This is a genomic window from Oceanirhabdus sp. W0125-5 (genome assembly GCF_027938815.1).
In the GTDB taxonomy this organism is placed as follows: domain Bacteria; phylum Bacillota; class Clostridia; order Clostridiales; family Clostridiaceae; genus Oceanirhabdus.
Genome location: NZ_CP115913.1, coordinates 5,523,883 through 5,544,657, shown reverse-complemented (window position 1 = coordinate 5,544,657; position 20,775 = coordinate 5,523,883). Strand labels below are relative to the sequence as shown.

Genomic DNA, 20,775 nt, shown 5'->3' with positions numbered 1-20,775 from the left:
ATCATTTTGAAACAGCCCTTTTAGAATACTAGAAAAATGAATATTTTATAAATTCATCACGATTAAAATTATAGGAAGCACTGCTTTTCCTATTTCCTACAACAAAGACAATTACTAAATTAACTTACTTATAGGAGGTTGAGTGCTAATATGTAATAAAATTGTAAATATTTGTGCGTGTTTTTTTGCTATCATTACTAATGAATAATCAATATATGAAAGAGTGATGATATGAAAAAATTAATAGTAATAGCAATTATTTTTGTTGTTTTTTTGGGCTCATGTAATAACGATAAAAATAATCCTGTAAATTCAATAAAAGGTGAAATTAATATTGAGAGTAAAGAATCCAATGAAGAAACTGATGAAAAAAAGATTAACCAGGGAAACCATGAAACAATGGAAACATCAGAAAGTATTGATAATAAAAATGATACTAATAAAGAAGATGAGTATGTATTATCATTTAGTAGCGAAAGAAAACTTACTGATCAAGATATATATGATTTAATGAGTAAATATAGAGATTTGGATAGAGAGGGAATTGATTTAGCTAAAAATGAAATTTTTGCAAGACATGGTTATGTATTTAAACAGAATAAGTATAAAGAATACTTTTCAAATAAATCATGGTATATACCAAAAGAGAATATGAGTATGGATGAACTTACAGAACTAGAGTGGTATAATATTAATTTCTTGATTTTCATTGAGAATAGACATTTCCCTCAGTCATATATAGAATCATCGCAAAATGATAATAATCGCAAAATTATAAAGAATCACCCATATGAAATTTATAATTCGAATGAAGTAGTCTATTGTGATTTAAATGATGATGGTGTAGAAGAAAAGATTCTGTATGAAAAAGTTTATGCAGAGTACAATGAGTATTATTTATCAATTAATGATGAGAAAGTAGAGGTTCCTGGAGGAGATGGTTTTGAAACCTTTGCTATAGTTGATATAGATGAAAATGATAAATTTAAAGAGATAATTGTTAGTGATTCAGGACCCAGTGAGGATTACACTTCTGTGTTTTACCGATATGATGGTGAAGTAATTCAGATTGGTAATACGGAGGGAGCGTATGGTGATATGATTTTCTCTGGAGATGGAATTTTTGTTACTAGAACTAGAGGGGAAATACTTCACACATGGTTCTATAAAGATACATTCATATTAGAGGAGGGCATTATTAGAAACATTCCTCAGGAACTATATTATATGGGAGCATGCGTTTTTGTTTTAAATCCTGTAACATTATATAAGAATAGAGAGAAAACTGAAAAAGGAATAACTCTAAATGAAGGTCAAATTGTAAAGATATCTTATACTGATAATAAAGAATGGTGCTTAGTTGAAAGGGAAAATGGGGAAAAAGGTTGGTTCTATCTGGAAGACAATTATTACATAAATGATACTGGACATTTTCCAGCTGAGTACTTTTATGGATTATGTTTTGCAGATTAAAAAATTAATATATTAGTAAAGATTAAAGAAGTTATCAATAAATAATTTGATAGCTTCTTTAAAATGAATTATTTAGATTTGCTAGGGGGTTAATCATATGTTAAAGGATACAAACTCATTTAAGGATATTACGAGTTTTATCGAACACTTAAAAAAGAAAAAAGATATTGTAGGAATTGTGGAGTACGGTGGAAGAACACATACTGACATGAGTATTGGTGGAGATTATGATTTAACTGTTATTTTTAATAAGCCAGTATCTAATAACTTTTCAGGGGTACATTTCCATATTGCAGGAATACCAGTTGATTGTATGATTCTATCTGTGGGAGATTTTGAAACAGATACTCCATCTAATCCATTTTTATTTGTTCATTTAAATTGTACAATACTATTTGATAGAGATGATATAACTAAAAATCTTTTGAAGAGGATAAAAACAACTTGGAAAGTACCAGAAGATTTATCTGATTTTGAAAACAATATGTTTAGGTTTATTTCAAAACATATCATAGATAAATTAGAACACAGATTACATGAAAATCAATTATATTCTAAGTATTTTATATTTTCTTCTTTTGACTGGTATTTAGAATGTTATGCAAGAATTAATAATTTAGAAGTAGGAAAGCCAAAAACTCATCTTAACTATATTAAAAATAATGATTTTGAACTATTTAAAATAATAAATAAATTGTATAGCACAAATGATTTAGATATACAATTTGAGATGTTAAAAAAATGTGCCAACCATGTGGTACTATCTATTGGCGGATTATGGGAAAATGATGAAGTGTTATTTCATATGACACCAGGTGGAAAGAATATTGATGAGGAACAAGAAAAGTTTATTAAGCAATTATTTGAATAAAGAAAGGAGATAGCTATGAAGGAATTTTTTAATTTAATTGCAATAATTCTAATGATCATATTTTGCATAGGAGCTATATTAAATTGGAAGAAAAATAAAATATCGGTAAAGGGTGCTATAGGGATGAAGTTTGGTAAAAATACCTTTATAGAGATTTCTATTGGAATATTAATTGGATTTATTGCTATGGCAGGTATATATGGAGTTGAACTAAATTTAAACTTAATAAATTTTATAAAAATAAATCAATTTGATAATGAATTATTGAAAGTATTTTTATTAATCGCTTTTTATGCACTTTCTGAAGAAGTAATTTTTCGTGGAGTTATGTTAAATGGTATGATAACTGTGTTTCGTAAAAAATATATAGCGGTTTTACTGACAGGTATTATATTTGGACTAATGCATGCAGGTAATCCACATGCAACAACAATTTCTATAATAAGTAATGGGATAGGTGGAGTAATGTATTCCATAGCTTTTTTAGGAAGTAAAAGTCTGTGGATGCCTTTTGGGCTTCATTTTGCATGGAACTTTTTCCAAGGACCTTTGTTAGGTTTTCCAGTGAGTGGATTAACTTTTCAGAGCTTAATATCACAGAACTATATAGTGGGAAGTGAATTTCTTTCTGGTGGTGCATATGGACCAGAGGGAGGAGTAATAGGAATAGGATTTAGGTTTGTAGTAATCGCACTGTTGGTATTATATTTTTATATAAAGGGTTTTAAAAAGGATGCTAAAAATTTAGTGGAGCTTGATACAGAAAAATAAATATAAGTTAAACTTAAGCCTGTCCGTATAGACGGGCTTAATTATTATGCTAATAGATGATGTGAATAAATTGAACTAAATTACAAAATATGGTACTATTTAAAATAAATAAGAGATTAACTAATTTTGGAATAGGTGAAAATATGGAAAATAGCAAATTCTTAATAATAGGAAGAAATATAGCTATAATGATACTTGTATTTGGAATAGTAATATTTCGAAAAGATAATGTTGATGCTTATGCTGTTATATTAATGCTTCTATATATAATAAATAATCAGGTAAGATTTTTTATTTTTAATAAAAAGAAATTTATAGTTATTGGATCTATAATATTAGAGTTGATATTATCATATGTTTGTTATAAAAATTACGGTGGAATAGGATTCTTTTATTTTTTTATAACTGTATTAGATGGAGCTTTTCTTTTAAAAGGAATATTAAGTTATATAATAAATGGAGTAACTATATCAATAATGGTTTTTGTTATTAATAATGCTAGTATAAGTGAGATTATATCAAGTGTTTCAGCATTAATAATTTTAATTGTATCATCTACATATATAAAAGAAGAAAATAATAGAAAAATAAATGCAGAAAATTTATATGATAAGCTTAGGATTTCAGAGGAAAAATTAAAGAAAGCTAACAAAGACTTAGAAGCTTATGCAAACTCTATTGAAGAATTAACTCTTCTACGTGAGAGAAACAGAATATCTAGAGAAATACATGATAGTGTTGGTCATAATTTATCTACCATAATGATTCAGCTTGGTGCTGTAGAGAAGATAGCAAAGCAGGATGGTGAAGTTGCTGCAGGGATAGCAAGTAACTTAAGAGAGTATGCAAAAAATAGTCTACAAGAGGTACGAGATGCAGTAAGACAATTAAAGCCAGAGGAATATGAAAAATACGCAGGTATATTAGCAGTAGAAGAACTGATTAAAAATTTCACTAAGCTTACAGGTGTTGATGTTAGACTTGGATTTACAAAGGAAAAGTGGACATTAAACACAGACCAATCTTTTGTAATTTATAGAGTTGTTCAAGAGTTCCTTTCCAATTCATTAAGACATGGACAAGCGAATAGAGTTAATATATTTATGACTTTTAATAAAGATAATTTGATTATTACCATGAAGGATAACGGAGATGGTACTGATAAAGTTATAAAAGGTGTTGGACTTACTAGTATATATGAGAGAGTAAATGAACTTGGTGGAAGAGTACAATATAACAGTAAAAAAAATGAAGGGTTTTTCCTAAAGGTTGTATTAAATCGTAAAGATATGAAAGTTAAAAATGAAATTTATGAAATAAATAGATAATCATTTTTAAGTTATAGGGGGACGGTTATGGAGAAAATTAGGATTGTTATAGCAGATGATGAGAAGTTAATAAGAGATGGATTAAAGATAATTCTTTCTACATATAGTGATATTGAAGTTGTGGCACTTTGTGAAAATGGAGAGGAAGCTCTTAATAGTTGTAGGGAAAATGATGTAGATGTTGTACTTATGGATATTAGAATGCCTAAATGCGATGGTGTTTTAGGAACTAGAATAATAAAAGAAGAATTTAAAGATATAAAGGTTTTAATTTTAACTACCTTTAACGATGGAGAATATATACATGAAGCCCTAAAGCATGGAGCTTCTGGGTATCTTTTAAAGGATAGCTCCTATGATTTGCTCTATGAGGGAATTAAGGCATCTTTTAAAGGAAATGTTGTGGTACATCAAGACGTAGCAAATAAATTTATAGACAATGGTTTGGGTAATAAATGTAGTGAGGAAGAGGTTAGTCGTAAATATGGTTTAACTGAGAGGGAAGTAACAATAATTCAAGAAATAGCAAATGGATTAACAAATAAAGAAATAGGGCAGAAGTTGCACCTTTCAGAAGGGACTATTAAAAATAATATTAGTTCAATCTTATCTAAATTAGATTTAAGAGATAGAACTCAAATAGTTATTTTTGCATTTAAGAGCGGAATTGTAAAATAAAAGCGAATGTATAATTGATAATGTAGAATGGAGAATGATGGACATTTCTCTATGAGAAATCTTAACTTTATTGTTCCTTGGACAATAAAGGGTTTACTCGTTTGATTCATATGAAACATTGTAGCTTAAATACAATATTTTATCACAGATAAAATGAGTAATATTTTTTATCTTAAAGACCAATAAAATGTAGTTTCTGAGTAAGCAGAAACATCTATCATTATACATTATCAATTATCAATTATCCATTATACATTATACATTTCTTTTAACATACGCTTTGTGTATTGGTGGTTATAATACAATTAATCCATTTGAATAAATCAATTTTGAGCATGGAATATGTAGACATGACTTTTAAAGTGACTTAAGTCGCTTTTTTTTATTACCTAGGACAATAGTAAAAGTTTTTCAAATATTCTATTATATAATTAAGAGTTAAGTATGTAGGGGGTAAAACGTAAGTTTAGGGATGTTGAATAAAGTAAATTATAGGAGGAGTTTTATGAGTTCAATTCAAGTAAGAAATGTTACAAAGCGTTTTGATGATAAATTAGTTTTAGATAATATATCTTTTTCAGTTGAGGAAGGGGATATATTTGGACTTATTGGTCCTAATGGAGCAGGAAAATCCACATTAATAAATATAATGACAGGGCTCTGGGAAAGCAATGGAGGAGAGATAACCATTGGAGGTCATTGTATAAAAAAGAATCCTCTGAAGGCAAAGGAGCATATCGGTCTTGTTCCACAGGAGGTAGCGTTGTTTGAAAGTGTTTCAGCCTATGATAATCTTGAATTTTTCGGAAGTCTATATGGACTAAAGGGAGCTTTGCTTAAGGAAAGAATAAATGAAGCATTGGAAATAACAGGGCTTTTGGAAAAGAAAAAGGAAAAGATAAAGAAATTTTCAGGAGGAATGAAAAGAAGGCTTAATATAGCAGCAGCAATAATGCACCATCCAAAAATATTGATAATGGATGAACCTACTGTTGGTATAGACCCACAATCTAGAAATCATATTTTTGAATTTACTAAAAGAATTAATAGAGAATATAAGACAACGGTTATATATACATCTCATTATATGGAAGAAGTAGATCTTCTGTGTAATAAAATCTTTATAATGGACCTTGGAAATGAAATAGCTTATGGTAGTAAAAAACAAGTTAAATCAATGATTAGTGATAAAAATAAGGTTATCTTAAAATTAAATGAGTATACAGGAGAGATGCTACTAAAATTTAAATCAATAGATGGTGTTAAGGATTGCAGTGAAGAAGATGGATTAATCAAACTCTTAGTAGAAGAAAATTATTTTAAGTTAGAAGGACTATTAAAAATCATACAAAGTTATAATGTGAAAATTAAAGGAATAAATTTTGAGGAACCTTCATTGGAAGAAGTATTCCTAGCCTTAACAGGAAAAAAATTAAGGGATTAGGAGGTGTTAAGTATGAAGTTGAAGGCATTTGTTAAAGTAGCAATGATAAGTATAATAAAACAGTTTCCAATCTTTGTATTTGTTTTTATGGTATTTCCTATAGCTTTAGGAGTCATAATGTCATATATTTTAAGTGATTCATTTACACAACCAAGTAATATTAAGCCAATTATGATTACAATTAAAGATGAAGATAATTCGAAAGCGTCAAAGACTTTAATAGAATTTTTCAACAGCAATGAGATGAAGAAAATCATTGAAATAAAAGAAGATGGAGAAAAGATAAAACTTGAAATATTAATTCCAAATGGATATGAAAATAGTTTAATGTCTTTAAAGGAATTTAATATAGAAATTAATGAAAAGGACTCTGGAACAAAAAGATCTTCAACTATAATTTCAGGATTATTAGATAAGTATAATGAAGAAATTAGTTACCAATACCTTATAAAGAGGAATATAGATAATAAGGATATTTCTCAACAGGAAAAGGAGGAATTATTTCAAAATATAAATAATGAAATAAAGAGTGTATATAGCGCAAGCTTAATAGAAGGGAGCATAATAAAAACAAGAAAAAACTTTACTTCATATGAGTATTATTCTATAACATTCCTTGGTTTTTTATTTATTATGTTAATAATGACCTTAGCTAGTTCACAATATATAGAGACGGAGATTGGAATAAGTAGAAGGATAATGTCAACAGCTATAACTAGAACGGAGTACTTTAACTATGGCTTGGTATCAATCTATATTATGGCAGTTATTTTTAATTTACTATATGTATTTGGTTATAGAGTTATGGGATTATCCTTTAAGGGTTCAATACCATTACTTATATTGATAACTTTTGTACAGAGTATATTAGTAACAGCAGTAACAGGATTTTTTATGGCATTTTTCAAAAAGAAATCAGGAACTATTGTAATGAATACACTATTAATTTATCAGATTGTTGCTGGAGGAATGTTCATGTCACAGGACTCCATTAGAGATAATGTTTTTCTTAGAACTTTAGGAAAGTATTCTCCAGATGTGCTTATAAATAAAGCATATAAAAATTTTCTTATTTATAATTCATTAGAATCAACTAAATTGTATCTATGTTTAATAATTATAGTAGCAATTCTATTCTATATAGTTAGTCTAATTAAAGTTAGAATAAAATGGGGGAATGAGTAATGAAGGTTTTAAGAATTAGCTTAATATATTTCAAAAGAATGATCAAAGATCCTAAAACTATTGCATTTTCCTTTTTAATGCCCTTGGTTTTACTCATTGGAATTAGCTTTGATTTCGGGGGTAAATCATCACCAGATATAGAGGCAGCATATAGCGTAAATGATGAAGGCACTTATGCTTCTGAAATATTGAAGGAATTAAATATAAATAAATATGTATTCTATAATGAAGATGAGAAAGCAATGGAGCTTTTAGAAAATAATGATGTGGTGGTAGTGTATAGAATACCAAAAGAGTTTACTGAAGAAATAAAGAATGGTGTTAAACCAATCATCAAGAGTTTTAAAAGAGAAGAAGGTAATAGTACTTTACTCTTTGAGATGAATATAAGTGATAAAGTAAATAAAAGAATAAGAGAAGAGCTTTTATTAAAAAAGGATATTATTGAAGATAAAGAGGAACTTTCAAAAGGAATAATTAAAAGTGAAGTGAAGCCATATAAAAGGCGTGTAGGTAAAAACTTGTTTCTTGCTACCATGCTAATAATTTATTTTATAATTTTATCATCTAGCGGAATAGGTACAGAAATCTTAAACTTAAAAAAACACAGGATATTATCTAGGGCTGTAACCACACCTAATAAAGGGTATGAAGTAATAGGAAGTATATATTTAGCAATGCTTCTACAGCAGATAGTTATATATACTTTGATTTTGGTATTAGGAAAATTCATATTAGGATATTCCTTAATGAATTTCCACATAGCTTTAATAAATATAATATTAACAAGTATGTTTTCTATAAGCCTCGGTGTATTTATTACCAGGATAATTAATGAACCAACAGTTGCATCACTCATAACAATTTTAATTTGTATTGTAACTTTCTTTATAAGTTTGATAGCTTTAGCATCAGATATGTTAACAAATATTCCGTGGATACTTATAAATCTAGCTAAATTTACCCCTCAATACTGGGCATTAACTAGTTTGGAAAACTCTCAATTATTTCCTAATGTTTTTGTGTTATTATTGATGGCATTAGCTTTATTTACGGCAGGGAATTATAAGTTAAGGGATTATGTTAATAAATAGATAAATTCAGAATCAGATTTTAGGGAGGAGTTATACATGTTTGGTAAAGAGAAAAAAGAAAAGCGATTTGTGATTAAAGAAGAACATTTATTAGGAGTTGGTGTTGGAATATATATTGTAATTGATACTCAGACAGGAGTTAATTATTTAATGACTGCTGGAACAGGGGAGAATTCAATTACACCACTATTGGATTCAGAGAGAAAGGTAGTAGTTGATAGATAAATTGAAAGTTATCTAAGAGTAAATAGAATTTAATAGAAATAACTTTATCATATGATGAGATAAGAGATTGATAATATTTCTGTTACTGATAATTATAAATGGTGCTTACTAGAAAAAGAAAAAGGTGAAAAGGGATGGATTTAAAGGTGATAAGTTTCGAGGAGTGATATATATTGATGATAAAAAGATGGATATTTAATCTCAGCACCATGTTCTACTATAGAAGAAGCTATGAAAATATATAAAAAACTATCTAGGATTTCGTATAATCAAGTGAATTAAAATAAATTTCTGAAAATATCCACAATTATTCACATGAAATCATAAGTTATACACAGTTGAGATTAAATTAGAACTTGAAATGTGGATAAGTTTTAAAAGTATGTTTATATGTAATAACAATTAATTGTAGATAACTAAAGAAAGATAAAATCCTTGGTAAATACCAAGGATTTTATTTTTGGAAAAGCTTTTTCATTATAGCATAAAATAAGTATATGTTCTACACATATAGTACTATTTTGTTTTCTTAAAGTTATGTGGTCGTTTTGAATCTGAAGTTTTCTTCATACTATCTGACTTTTTAGAACCAGTAGTCTTCTGACCTTTATAAGGCTTTTTGGAATCAGTCCTTTTTTTGAAACTATCATAATTCTTTTTAGAAGTTTTATCAACGACTTTTCCTTCAGAAAGATCTTTCTCTTCTATCTTAATGTTGAATTTTTTAGATATTTTCTTTAATTGAGCAACTTCTATTTCTGTTGCTATTGAAACAACCATACCGGATTTTCCAGCACGACCTGTTCTTCCAGCTCTATGAACATATTCTTTGAAATCTTCAGGAATATCAAGATTGAAAACATGAGTTAATCCTTTTACATCTAGTCCCCTAGCGGCTAAATCTGAAGAAACTAGGATATTGGCTTTGCCGGTTCTAAGACTTTTTAATGCTATTTTTCTATCTTCTTTTGAAGCATTTCCAAAAAGGGAAACGACCTTAAAGTTATGATGTTTTAACTGAGCTGTAATATCTTGAATCAGTTCATTTTTATTAATGAAGACTATTGATTTTTTCATCTTTGAAGCATATATTGCTTTTCTAAGTATTTTAAATTTCTTTCTCTGTTCAGATTCGATATATATATGTTCTATGGTAGTAGCTTCTAGTGATGTTTTAACAAAAATCTCTTTTGGTGATTTCATCAATTCTCTAGCTTCCTTAACACTTGCTTCATTTACAGATGCTGAGAATGCCATAAGTTGACGATCTCTAAGAGTTGTCTTTATTACTGCTTTAACATTACTTATATTATTTTCATCAAGCATTCGGTCGCACTCGTCAATTACGATAGTTTTAACATTATGAGGTTTTAATTTTTTCATTCCAATTAACTCAAGTATTCTGCCCGTTGAGCCAACAACAATGTGAGGTTTATTTTTCAAAGCCTCAACTTGTCTTTTGATGTTTACTTCACCTATTATGGCAGCAGATTTTACTGGTATATCAGAATTCTTTGCAAGTAGTTCAATTTCATTTTTAATTTGTTGAACTAATTCATGTGTTGGAGCTAAGATGATTGCTTGTAAATCTTTTTTTGTTGCATCTATTCTTTGGAATATTGGAAGTAAATAAGCTAATGTTTTACCACTTCCAGTCATTGATTCTCCTATAATATCATTGTTTTCAATAGCTAATGAGATAACTTTGCTTTGGATTTCTGTTGGAGTTGTGATTGATGATTTTTTTAAACCGTCTATTAATTTAGGATTTAATCCTAGAGTTTCAAAAGTATTTGCCATAAAAAATCTCCTTAACTTCAGTATTATATATGTATTATTAACGTCATGTAATTTTATACTCATAGAATGTGTTTGTCAAGTAATTGCAATGGCGTGGAAGGATATTATATGATATAAGATAAATTTAAGTAATTAATAATTGTAATTAATTGTTTAATATTATTTAAAATGGTAAAATATTAGTTTAAGATAATTTTTTAAAAAGGGGATGAGTATGAAAAATTTAAATTTAGAAAACAAAACTATAGGTATGAAGAAAATAGATTTGAGATTTTTTTTAATTGGATTATTTCCAATTGCAATGATATTAAAATATATTTGTTCATTAAATCCACAATTAACAGAAGAAATATATTCAATAAAATTTAATAAAGTGACCAGAGAAATATTAAGCAAAATAACAAATATAATTCCTTTTTCACTATATGAAGTATTTATATTGGTTATTGTGTTAGGAACAACAGTATATATTGTTTATACTGTAATAAATATGATAAGAAAACGCAAGTATAGGTTTAAGTTGCTATTAAGCTTTATATTAAATGTAGCTACTGTTTTTTCTGTACTTTATTTTTTATTTATAGTATTGTGGGGACTAAATTATAATAGGATATCATTTGGAGAAACTATTGGAATTGAAAAAAGAGAATACACCCAAAGTGAATTAGTAAAGTTGCATGAACATACAGTATATGAGCTTAATAGGCTGAGAAAAGAAGTAGAAGTAGATGAGAATAATGTAATGACAGCATCAGGTGGATATAAAGATATTTTTAAGAGAGCAGAGCTAGGGTATAAGTTAGCATCTCAAAACTATCCTACTTTAGGCGGTGATTATGGCTCACCTAAACATTTTATAACAGAGTTTATTGGTCACATGGTAGGAGGCATTTACTGGCCCTATACGGGACAACCAGCAATAAACACCAACATGCCTTATACATGGATGCCATTTACATCAATGCATGAAATGGCTCATCAAAGGGGATATGCTCAGGAGGATGAGGCCAATTTCATAGCATATATATTATGTATAAAGCATCCCGATGCAGATTTCCAATACTCAGGTAATATGCTTGCCTTAAGATTTACAAGCCGAGTTTTGAAAAAAGAAAATCCAGATCTTTTAAATAAGCTTAATGAGAAACTTTCAGATGATGTGAAGAGAGATTTGCAATATAAAACAGATTATTGGAATAAGCATGAGAGTCTATTATCTAAGATAGGTGACTGGGTCAATGATTTGCATTTGAAGTCAAATGGAGTTAAAGATGGAACAAAGAGTTATAATAGAGCGCTTTATTGGATTATTGCATATAATAATTTTGATAAGTAAAGATTCTAAGTATTTTATACCCGACATATAGTTGTCGGGTATGCTCTTTTATAATAAGGTTATATTTTAAGCTAAAGGGGAGTTAAATATGATAAGAAGAAAAGAAAATCCATATAAAAAATGTCCAATATATGAAACTAACAAATTTATTTTAAGATTAGTTGAAGAAAATGATGCAGAAGACTTACTTGAATGCTATTCAGATTCTGTGGCAGTAAAGTTTTTTAACAGCGATAATTGTACAAGCAATTTTATTTATAAAACTTTAGATGAAATGAAAAATTGTATCAAGTTTTGGATTGAAGAATATAAAAATCAATATTATGTTCGTTTTAGTATAGTAGATAAGACAAGGGGTAAAGCCATAGGAACTATTGAAATGTTTGCTAAAGATGATTATGTTGGAGAGTACGGCAAGGTAGGGGTTTTAAGACTTGACCTAGCTACAAGATATGAGAAGGTTGAGGTTATTACAGAAGTATTAGATATCATAGAAGATAATTTTTATTGTGATTTTGAAGTTGAAAACATTATAACTAAGGCTATTCCAGAAGCAAAAGAGAGAGTTGCCGCTTTAAAAAATTGTGGATTTAGGGAATTAGAACCTAATACTGTTGTTTCATATGATTCTTATTATATAAAATCTAAAATGGAATAAACTAAATATATTTAAAACTATTATAAAAGTGTATTAATAGGTATGATACTTAAGGCTAATAAAGAAATAAGAATGATAAATATAACCGTTGATTTTTGAAAATCAACGGTTATATTATATTTTAGAACTAATTAACGGTAAAACAAAAAAATAAAGACATTAAAAGGGGAAACGATAAATTTGTTTAATATTAAATAATACAAAGATAGGTAAAAATAAATTTATATTAATTGAAAAGTTAAATTTTTGCATGGTAATGATGAATATAAAGATTCCAACTCAAATGATAATTTATATGTGTACATAACTCATTGATACGCTGAGATTTTGGAGGAAGTATAAATTAATTTTCGTAATGGAATCTCTATAGATTGGAGAGTGCTATATGAAAAGAGTAGATGAATTCATTAGGGCATACAATGATTTAGACAGAGAGATAAGAAGAGCATTAAGAGTGGATAAGCATTTTTCCCACATGAAAGCATTAGAATTAGTTGCAAAGAAAGATGAACTCATATATAGGAATTTAAGCTTCTTAAAGCAATGTGCAAGATTAAGGAACTGCATAGTACATGATACAGTTCCAGGAATAGAGGAGCCAATAGCAGTACCTTTACAGGAGGTTGTGGATAAATATAAAGATATTTTTTATAATTTTAGAAATCCACTAACAGTTTTTGATATCTGTACTCATAGATCAGAAATGTTAGTTGCATCTCCAAGGAGTCTAGTTGTAGATGTTATGCATGCCATGGATGAACTGTTAATATCAAGAGTTCCTATTATTGAAAATGAGTGTGTAAAGGGGATTTTTAATGGGAATGTATTAATTTATTATTTAACCAGTTTAAAAAAGTGTATAGTTTCAGATAATACTACAATGGAGAATTTATTAGAATTTACAGAATTGAATGCTCAAAGAAAAGAGGGATTCCATTTTGTAGATAAAACATTAAATGTATATGATGCTGAAAAGTACTTCAAAAAAAACAATAAAAATGGTCATAGGTTAGTGGGCTTATTTATAACGTCTGATGGAACAAGCAAAGGAAAGTTGCTAGGCTTATTAACTGAATGGGATATATTTAATAAAATTGATTAGGGTTACACTTCTAACTAAATATTGGATGGGGGTTAGAACCAAATCCAATGTTTGGTGATAAAAAAAGTATTGACATATTTTAGATAAGTTGTTAATATGTTTACTATAATCATAAAAAAGAAAAGGAGAATAAGATGATTAATAAGTTTTTAGCTAGATAAGAATCTAATTGAATATTGTGTGAAAGATATGTATTACTAAGGGATAACTGTCATAAGTGTGGTTATGTCTAATTGAGTACACATATTTTAGTACACATTATAGCTAAGAACATTGTTTAACTTATTCTGAGAGTATTTTAAAAATACTCATCCTTTAAATATATAGACTACATTAAAGTTTAGAGAGATTATTTATATTTCTTTTGATAGAATGATACTCATCAAGAGTTGATATTTTATCAGTGGTAAATATGTATAGTTTTCTAGTATGAGGATATTGTAGGCTGTAGGTTGAATTAGTTCAACTTACAGCTTTTTTTATTTATTAGCTATAATAGTGTACTCCTTAAAATGAAACATGACAGGAGTGGATACTATGGGATTATTATTAAAATGTTTAAATATAAAGAAAGAGTTTGGAGATAGAGTTATTTTAAAAGATGTGAGCTTTCACATTGAAAAAGGTGAAAGGGTTGCTATAGTAGGGAACAATGGGGCAGGTAAAACTACCATGGTAAATATTATTACAGGAGCATTGGATTATGATGGGGGATCATTATTATGGCATGAAGATAATGTGAAGATAGGATACCTGCATCAATCCTCATATTATTCTCAAGATGAATTTGAAAACATGATTCAAGGGGGAAAGGATGAGATAAAGGAATTCTTCCATACCTCCAAGGAGCTTGGAATTGACAAAATAGATGAATGGAACGAAGTAAGACTTGAAAACCTCAGTGGGGGAGAGAAAACAAAGCTTGCCATTGCAAGGATATGGGCGGAAAAACCAGCACTTCTTATATTGGATGAACCAACAAATCATATGGATTATGAGGGGATACAGTGGCTGGTTGGTGAGCTTGAGAAATATAATGGAACCATAATTTTAATATCACATGACCGTTATTTTATGGATAAAACAGTTGAGAGGATTATTGAGATAGAAGATGGACGCGCACAGTGTTATAAAGGTAATTATAGCTTCTATCGTGATGAGAAGAGAAGGCGATATGAGAGTCAATTGCATCAATATGAAACACAAGAGAATTATAAAGATAAAATCCAACGTGATATAAAGCAATTAAAACAATGGTCTGAAAAAGCTCATAGGGAATCAAAAAAGAAGGGGTTAGTAGAGAATAAGAAGAAAGAATATTTTAGAGCTAAGGCAAAGAAGAAAGATAATCAGGTTAAATCTAAACTTAAAAGACTTGAAAAAATTGACTTAGAGGGAATTAAGAAGCCTAAGGATGAGCAGAAGATAACCTTCAACTTTGTAAGGGGAGAAAAAAGTAGCAATAGGATATTTGAAGCTAAGGAGATAAGAAAAGGTTTTGGAGATAAGGTACTATTTGAAAATAGTTCATTCTATATTAGAAAAGGAGAAAAGATTGGGCTATTTGGTAAAAATGGATGTGGAAAGACTACTTTGATAAAGGCAATACTGAAGGAGCTATATGTTGATAAGGGGGATTTATATCTTAGTCCTTCAGCCAAAGTAGCTTATTTAAGTCAAGATGTTATGAATCTTGATGGAGATAAAACTGTTCTTCAAACCTTTGGAATAGAAAATTACGAGAGAAGGGGGATGCTTCAAACATTATTAACTAATATGGGATTCTCAAAAAGTATGATTCATAAGAAGGTAAGTACACTTAGTCTTGGAGAGAGAACGAGAGTAAAGGTAGCATACATGATTATGATGGAGAATAATGTGCTTATACTTGATGAGCCTACTAATCATCTTGATCTACACAGTAGGGAGATGCTAGAGAAAACACTAGAAGAGTATGAAGGAACTATAATTTTAGTTTCACATGACAGGTATCTTTTAGAGAGATTGTGTGACAAGATACTTATTTTTGAGGATAAGGCTATTAAGAGATGTGAATATTCCTTTAAGGAGTATATGGATATGAAAGAAGGGAATGTAGAAAATGGGGAGGAAAAATCCAAGGAGGAGCAGTTAATGATATTGGAAAACAGGATAGCTGCTGTTCTTAGTGAGTTAAGTCTCTTAAGTCCAGGGGTTGAGGCGTATGAGAAATTGGATGAGGAATTTAAAACACTTATAAAAAGAAAAAGAGAATTTAGTGGTTAATTAATAAAAGCATATAAACTTAAGATTTAATAAAGTGGGTAGGAGGGGATATTATGACATTATTTAAATGTACAAACATCAAGAAAGAATTTGGAGAAAGGCTTATTTTAAAAGATGTAAGCTTCCATGTGGACAGAGGAGATAGAATTGGGATTGTAGGTAATAATGGAGCTGGTAAGACAACTCTAGCCAATATTATAACAGGAGCTATTGAAGCTGATGGAGGAACTATATTATGGCATCATAAGAATATAAAAATTGGGTATTTGCATCAATCTACCTACTACACTCAAGGGGAATTTGAAGATATGATTCAGGGGGATAAGGAGGAAATAAGAGAATTCTTCCAGACATCAAAGGAATTAGGGATTGATAAAATAGATGATTGGGATAATTCAAGGCTTTGTAACCTTAGTGGTGGAGAGAAGACTAAACTTGCTATAGCAAGGATATGGGCGGAGAAACCTTCACTTCTTATTCTGGATGAACCAACAAATCACATGGATTATGAAGGAATCCAATGGCTTATAAGTGAGGTTGAGAAATATAGAGGAACTATATTAGTGATTTCTCATGATCGTTACTTCATGGATAAAAGTGTTAATAGGATTATTGAAATCGAGGATGGGGAAGCACATTGCTATAGAGGGAATTACACTTTTTATCGTGATGAGAAGAGAAGAAGATATGAGAGTCAATTACATCAGTACGAAACTCAAGAGAAATATAAGGCTAAGATTGAAAGTGATATAAAACAATTGAAAACATGGTCTGAAAAAGGACATAGAGAATCAACAGAAAAAGAAGGACTGAAAGAAGGGTATAGAGTTAGAGTTAAGAAGAAGGATAAGCAGGTGAAGTCAAGGATTAAAAGACTTGAGAAGATAGAAGTTGAAGGAGTAGAAAAGCCTAAGGAAGAGCAAAATATTAAATTCAATTTTATCAGTAATGATAAGAGTGGTAATAGAATACTTGAAGGAAAAGGAATATCAAAGAGCTTTGGGAACAAAAAGTTATTTGAGAAGAGTTCATTCTATATTAAAAAAGGAGAAAAGATAGGTTTGTTTGGTAAGAATGGATGTGGTAAAACAACTTTAATCAAAGCCATTCTTAAGGAATGTAGCATGGATGAGGGGGATATATATTTAAGTCCATCAACAAAGGTTGTCTATCTGAGTCAGGATGTACTTGGTTTAGATGGAAATATGACTGTCTTAGAGGTTTTTGACTTTGAAAATAATAAAAAAAGAGGAATGTTACAAACTTTATTAACCAATATGGGATTTGCAAAAAGTATGATTCATAAGAAAATATCTACTTTGAGTTTAGGAGAGCGAACAAGGCTTAAGATTGCTCATATGATTATAATGGAAAATAATCTTTTGATACTAGATGAGCCTACTAATCACCTTGATCTTCATAGTAGAGAGATGTTAGAGAGAACATTAGAAGAATATGAAGGAACTATAATTTTGGTATCTCATGATAGATATCTTCTAGAGAGGTTATGTAATAAGGCTTTACTTTTCAAGGATAATAAAATCAATAGAGTGGAGTATTCATTTAAAGAATATATGCAAATTGAAGAAAATGAGGAAAAGAAAGAAGATAGATCTATTGAAGAACAACTTATGTTAATTGAGAATAGGATAGCTTCAATACTTGGAGAATTCAATCTATGTGTTCCTGGGGATGAAAAGTATACGAAGCTTGATGAAGAGTTTAAAGAGCTTATTAATGCTAAAAATGAGATTAAAAAACAAACAAGCTAGGGACGGTTCATGAATTTTTATCATTTAGGCTTGGACAAGGGCAATAAAATTTTATGTTTACGAGGGGATTGAATTTATGAAGAACAGATTAATATTAGTTGAAGGAATTCCTGGCTCAGGAAAATCTACAATAGCATATAAAATTAAAGAATATCTTGAGAGTCAAGGCATAAAGGCTAAGTTATACAGTGAAGGTGATGCTCATCCAGCGGATTTAGCATGGAATGCATGTTTAACTATTGATGAATATACTCATATACTAAATAGTAATCCAGAGCTAAAAGAGAAGATAAAGGAAAATACAAAGATAGAAGGAGATTACGCAATTATTGCTTATACAAAATTAGGATTACCTATGAAAGGGAGCGAGCTGACTAAGTATTTTGAATCAAAGGAAGTTTATGATGGAAGAGCTACATTAGAAACTTTTAAGAAACTTCATTTTCAAAGATGGGAACAGTTTGCAAAGAGTATGGAGAAAGATAAGTCTGTTGCAATCTTCGAATGTGCATATTTACAGAATCATGTAAATGAACTTATGGGGTGTCATGAAAAAAGTAGTGAATATATTGAAGGGTATATGTTTGAATTAATTGAAACTGTTAAGTGTTTGAATCCTAAACTTATATATTTAACTCAGCCTGATGTTGAAGAAACTATAAAAAGAGTAGCTGCTGAGAGAGTTACTCAAGATAAGAGCAAGTGGGATGATTGGATAGATTTAGTTATAAGATATGTTGAGGGTTCAAAGTATGGACAATCTAAAGGTTTTAAAGGCTATGAGGGGACAATAGAATTCTTTAAAGATAGAAAGAAGATTGAAGAGAATATCATAGCAAAGCTATCTATAGATAAGGCTGTAATAAACAATTCAGATTATAATTGGGATATGGTATTTGATAAGGTTATTGAAGAATTGGATATAAATAATTAATAGGAGATATTTATAGAATATTTAAATTGAAATGGGGTGATACAATGAATAAAGAAACCCTTGATAGTATCAGAGATAAAAATATTGATGTTGAATATTTTTCATATCAGGCCATTAAAGATCCTAGCTTTAGAGAGGATGTTATTTGTGAACTTCTTACAAATAAAGATATAATGGTTTACTATCATTGTTATTATATTGTTTCTAAGGTAAGTGAAATTAGACCAGAGTTATTCTATGACCATTGGAATGACTTTGTATCTCTTCTTTCTCATAAAAATTCTTATCATAGGGATATAGGACTAACTATACTTGCAAATTTAGTTAGTGTTGATGAAAACTTCTATTTTGATAACATTCTAAAAGAATACTTAAAACATATTGATGATGAAAAATTCATGACCGCTCAATGCTGTGTGAAAAATCTTATTAAGATTGTTAAAGGTAGAAAAGATTTAAGAGGGGTAATAGTTCAAACTCTGTTAGAGGTTGAGAAAAGAGTTTCATATCATGAAAAACAGAGAGAACTATTAAAATTTGATGTATTAAATGTCTTTGATGAAATACTTGAAAAAAGTGAGTATAAAGATGATATGATTTCTTTCATAAAGGATTGTTCAAATAGTATAAGCCCTAAAACTAAAAGAAAAGCTAAGGAACTAATAAAAAAATATTTTTAACAAGGATATAAATAATTACTTTTCAACCTGTTCATAATAGTAGTGTACTTAAACACTTAAGGAGGTAACAGCAGTTGAAAAGAGATAGCCATGTAGATAGAGAAAAATTAAGTAAAGTTCCTTCAGGACACCCATTTGAATATAGAGCAGTTGTAAGTGAGGATTTGCCTATTAGTGAACACTCACAAGGTGGAATAGCTTTTAAAGAGGAAGTTGATAATGGGAAGTATGATAATGTAGTTGTTTATAAGGATAAAGAGAGTCATATAGTGTATAAGAAATTATAAAGTAAAAATAAGCCAGAAGGAAATATTATACCTTCTGGCTTATTTTTCTAATTTATTCTTGGAAAATATTATGCTCTATTTTTTTCCATCCATTTAACTGTCCAATCAACTAATGGTCTTTGCTTCATGAATCGAACATCAGCATTACCAACTTTATGGATTTTCATATTACTTTCTTTATCGTAGTCATTTCCTAGTTTTATAAAATCTTCATCATCTACAGCTTGGGTAGAGTATGTTACCCATTCTCTTTTACCATTAACCATTATTGCACTACTTTCGTTAGTGAATTTCTTACTTGAGAAATTTGCTCTTGTTTCAGCTAAGTGTAATGAAGTATTCTTTTCATATCCAACACCAATTAATAGTACATATCCATCTAATTGATATAATTTATCTACTGGAGAATTTTGACCAAAAATATTACTTAAATCATGTTCTTTAGTAATATATTCAGCATGTTTACCTACAGCAGCGATAGAGCGAGCAGGGTGATCTGTTCTTTTAGCTCCAGGCCATTTTCTAAACATTTCAGCTACTACTCCCATACCAATTGCTGGTGTAACTTCTTTATCATATGCAGGCCAATTTTCACGAATTATAGGCCACCATTCTTCTGGTTCTTCCCAATGAACTCCAGTTGAAGGATCAAGGTTTTTCCAAGTTTGAGATGGCATCATTAATGTACCTTCTTCTCCCACTATCTCAAGAAGTGCTCTTATTAATGTTTCTGCCCCTCCTACAATAAAGCCTAAGCTTTTTAATGAAGTATGCACAAAAATTGTCTGACCTTCTGATACTCCGCAATTTCTAAATTGTTCAATTAAATCTTCTTTTGTTAGTATAACTCTTGAATCCTTATTTTCAGTCAT

Annotated in this window: 19 protein-coding genes; 17 read left to right on the top strand and 2 right to left on the bottom strand. The window is 29.3% G+C overall.

All coding sequences use genetic code 11. The features are described 5' to 3' along the window. Window positions 1-231 precede the first annotated feature (231 nt). The 9 genes from OW730_RS25770 to OW730_RS25730 all read left to right on the top strand — a co-directional run bounded on the left by OW730_RS25770 (window position 232) and on the right by OW730_RS25730 (window position 9,069). Window positions 232-1,473, top strand: coding sequence for a YARHG domain-containing protein (locus tag OW730_RS25770; protein ID WP_271226922.1), 1,242 nt, complete (start codon window positions 232-234; stop codon window positions 1,471-1,473). 97 nt (window positions 1,474-1,570) lie between these two features. After that, window positions 1,571-2,344 (top strand): hypothetical protein, encoded by a 774-nt coding sequence (locus OW730_RS25765; protein WP_271226921.1) that lies wholly within the window; start codon window positions 1,571-1,573, stop codon window positions 2,342-2,344. A 15-nt stretch (window positions 2,345-2,359) separates the two neighbouring features. Continuing rightward, window positions 2,360-3,115, top strand: a complete 756-nt coding sequence (locus tag OW730_RS25760; protein ID WP_271226920.1) for a CPBP family intramembrane glutamic endopeptidase — start codon at window positions 2,360-2,362, stop codon at window positions 3,113-3,115. A 143-nt stretch (window positions 3,116-3,258) separates the two neighbouring features. Continuing rightward, on the top strand, window positions 3,259-4,443 hold the full coding sequence (locus OW730_RS25755; protein WP_271229630.1) for a sensor histidine kinase: 1,185 nt from the start codon (window positions 3,259-3,261) through the stop codon (window positions 4,441-4,443). Between the two features lie 27 nt (window positions 4,444-4,470). After that, window positions 4,471-5,121, top strand: coding sequence for a response regulator transcription factor (locus OW730_RS25750; RefSeq protein WP_271226919.1), 651 nt, complete (start codon window positions 4,471-4,473; stop codon window positions 5,119-5,121). Window positions 5,122-5,626: 505 nt separating this feature from the next. Beyond that, a complete protein-coding gene (locus OW730_RS25745; protein ID WP_271226918.1) occupies window positions 5,627-6,565 on the top strand; it encodes an ABC transporter ATP-binding protein in 939 nt (312 codons plus the stop codon). 12 nt (window positions 6,566-6,577) lie between these two features. Continuing rightward, window positions 6,578-7,750, top strand: coding sequence for an ABC transporter permease (locus OW730_RS25740; protein ID WP_271226917.1), 1,173 nt, complete (start codon window positions 6,578-6,580; stop codon window positions 7,748-7,750). After that, complete coding sequence (locus tag OW730_RS25735) at window positions 7,750-8,844, top strand: ABC transporter permease (protein ID WP_271226916.1); 1,095 nt, start codon at window positions 7,750-7,752, stop codon at window positions 8,842-8,844. The genes OW730_RS25740 and OW730_RS25735 overlap by 1 nt, the downstream gene beginning before the upstream one ends. Window positions 8,845-8,880: 36 nt before the next feature. Continuing rightward, complete coding sequence (locus OW730_RS25730; RefSeq protein WP_271226915.1) at window positions 8,881-9,069, top strand: DUF6440 family protein; 189 nt, start codon at window positions 8,881-8,883, stop codon at window positions 9,067-9,069. Window positions 9,070-9,585: 516 nt separating this feature from the next. Here OW730_RS25730 and OW730_RS25725 read toward each other — a convergent pair. Beyond that, a complete protein-coding gene (locus OW730_RS25725) occupies window positions 9,586-10,869 on the bottom strand; it encodes a DEAD/DEAH box helicase (RefSeq protein WP_271226914.1) in 1,284 nt (427 codons plus the stop codon). Between the two features lie 214 nt (window positions 10,870-11,083). On the opposite strand from OW730_RS25725, the gene OW730_RS25720 reads away from it, so the two are divergent. The 8 genes from OW730_RS25720 to OW730_RS25685 all read left to right on the top strand — a co-directional run bounded on the left by OW730_RS25720 (window position 11,084) and on the right by OW730_RS25685 (window position 19,903). Further along, the gene (locus OW730_RS25720; RefSeq protein ID WP_271226913.1) at window positions 11,084-12,205 is read left to right on the top strand and encodes a DUF3810 domain-containing protein; all 1,122 of its coding nucleotides are present in this window, start codon (window positions 11,084-11,086) and stop codon (window positions 12,203-12,205) included. 88 nt (window positions 12,206-12,293) lie between these two features. Then, window positions 12,294-12,863 carry a GNAT family N-acetyltransferase gene (locus OW730_RS25715; RefSeq protein WP_271226912.1) on the top strand — a complete coding sequence of 190 codons (570 nt, stop codon included), beginning with the start codon at window positions 12,294-12,296 and terminating at the stop codon, window positions 12,861-12,863. 385 nt (window positions 12,864-13,248) lie between these two features. Continuing rightward, on the top strand, window positions 13,249-13,965 hold the full coding sequence (locus OW730_RS25710) for a CBS domain-containing protein (protein ID WP_271226911.1): 717 nt from the start codon (window positions 13,249-13,251) through the stop codon (window positions 13,963-13,965). Between the two features lie 537 nt (window positions 13,966-14,502). Further along, window positions 14,503-16,230, top strand: coding sequence for a ribosomal protection-like ABC-F family protein (gene abc-f / locus OW730_RS25705; RefSeq protein ID WP_271226910.1), 1,728 nt, complete (start codon window positions 14,503-14,505; stop codon window positions 16,228-16,230). A gap of 53 nt (window positions 16,231-16,283) precedes the next feature. Next, on the top strand, window positions 16,284-18,002 hold the full coding sequence (gene abc-f / locus OW730_RS25700) for a ribosomal protection-like ABC-F family protein (RefSeq protein ID WP_271226909.1): 1,719 nt from the start codon (window positions 16,284-16,286) through the stop codon (window positions 18,000-18,002). A 76-nt stretch (window positions 18,003-18,078) separates the two neighbouring features. Further along, on the top strand, window positions 18,079-18,936 hold the full coding sequence (locus OW730_RS25695; protein WP_271226908.1) for a thymidylate kinase: 858 nt from the start codon (window positions 18,079-18,081) through the stop codon (window positions 18,934-18,936). A gap of 44 nt (window positions 18,937-18,980) precedes the next feature. Beyond that, complete coding sequence (locus OW730_RS25690; protein ID WP_271226907.1) at window positions 18,981-19,616, top strand: hypothetical protein; 636 nt, start codon at window positions 18,981-18,983, stop codon at window positions 19,614-19,616. Window positions 19,617-19,690: 74 nt separating this feature from the next. Further along, window positions 19,691-19,903, top strand: coding sequence for a hypothetical protein (locus tag OW730_RS25685; protein ID WP_271226906.1), 213 nt, complete (start codon window positions 19,691-19,693; stop codon window positions 19,901-19,903). Window positions 19,904-19,971: 68 nt separating this feature from the next. Here OW730_RS25685 and OW730_RS25680 read toward each other — a convergent pair whose 3' ends face one another. Further along, entirely contained in the window at window positions 19,972-20,775 is an 804-nt protein-coding gene (locus OW730_RS25680; RefSeq protein WP_271226905.1) for an aminoglycoside N(3)-acetyltransferase, read from the bottom strand.

What these genes read in the sequence shown, in the direction of transcription:
- abc-f (WP_271226910.1), top strand. Translation starts at nt 14,503, where the DNA reads ATGGGATTATTATTAAAATGTTTAAATATAAAGAAAGAGTTTGGAGAT.
- OW730_RS25755 (WP_271229630.1), top strand. Translation starts at nt 3,259, where the DNA reads ATGGAAAATAGCAAATTCTTAATAATAGGAAGAAATATAGCTATAATG.
- OW730_RS25750 (WP_271226919.1), top strand. Translation starts at nt 4,471, where the DNA reads ATGGAGAAAATTAGGATTGTTATAGCAGATGATGAGAAGTTAATAAGA.
- OW730_RS25735 (WP_271226916.1), top strand. Translation starts at nt 7,750, where the DNA reads ATGAAGGTTTTAAGAATTAGCTTAATATATTTCAAAAGAATGATCAAA.
- OW730_RS25740 (WP_271226917.1), top strand. Translation starts at nt 6,578, where the DNA reads ATGAAGTTGAAGGCATTTGTTAAAGTAGCAATGATAAGTATAATAAAA.
- OW730_RS25765 (WP_271226921.1), top strand. Translation starts at nt 1,571, where the DNA reads ATGTTAAAGGATACAAACTCATTTAAGGATATTACGAGTTTTATCGAA.
- OW730_RS25715 (WP_271226912.1), top strand. Translation starts at nt 12,294, where the DNA reads ATGATAAGAAGAAAAGAAAATCCATATAAAAAATGTCCAATATATGAA.
- OW730_RS25745 (WP_271226918.1), top strand. Translation starts at nt 5,627, where the DNA reads ATGAGTTCAATTCAAGTAAGAAATGTTACAAAGCGTTTTGATGATAAA.
- OW730_RS25710 (WP_271226911.1), top strand. Translation starts at nt 13,249, where the DNA reads ATGAAAAGAGTAGATGAATTCATTAGGGCATACAATGATTTAGACAGA.
- OW730_RS25770 (WP_271226922.1), top strand. Translation starts at nt 232, where the DNA reads ATGAAAAAATTAATAGTAATAGCAATTATTTTTGTTGTTTTTTTGGGC.
- OW730_RS25760 (WP_271226920.1), top strand. Translation starts at nt 2,360, where the DNA reads ATGAAGGAATTTTTTAATTTAATTGCAATAATTCTAATGATCATATTT.
- OW730_RS25730 (WP_271226915.1), top strand. Translation starts at nt 8,881, where the DNA reads ATGTTTGGTAAAGAGAAAAAAGAAAAGCGATTTGTGATTAAAGAAGAA.
- OW730_RS25680 (WP_271226905.1), bottom strand. Translation starts at nt 20,775, where the DNA reads ATGACTGAAAATAAGGATTCAAGAGTTATACTAACAAAAGAAGATTTA.
- OW730_RS25690 (WP_271226907.1), top strand. Translation starts at nt 18,981, where the DNA reads ATGAATAAAGAAACCCTTGATAGTATCAGAGATAAAAATATTGATGTT.
- abc-f (WP_271226909.1), top strand. Translation starts at nt 16,284, where the DNA reads ATGACATTATTTAAATGTACAAACATCAAGAAAGAATTTGGAGAAAGG.
- OW730_RS25720 (WP_271226913.1), top strand. Translation starts at nt 11,084, where the DNA reads ATGAAAAATTTAAATTTAGAAAACAAAACTATAGGTATGAAGAAAATA.
- OW730_RS25695 (WP_271226908.1), top strand. Translation starts at nt 18,079, where the DNA reads ATGAAGAACAGATTAATATTAGTTGAAGGAATTCCTGGCTCAGGAAAA.
- OW730_RS25725 (WP_271226914.1), bottom strand. Translation starts at nt 10,869, where the DNA reads ATGGCAAATACTTTTGAAACTCTAGGATTAAATCCTAAATTAATAGAC.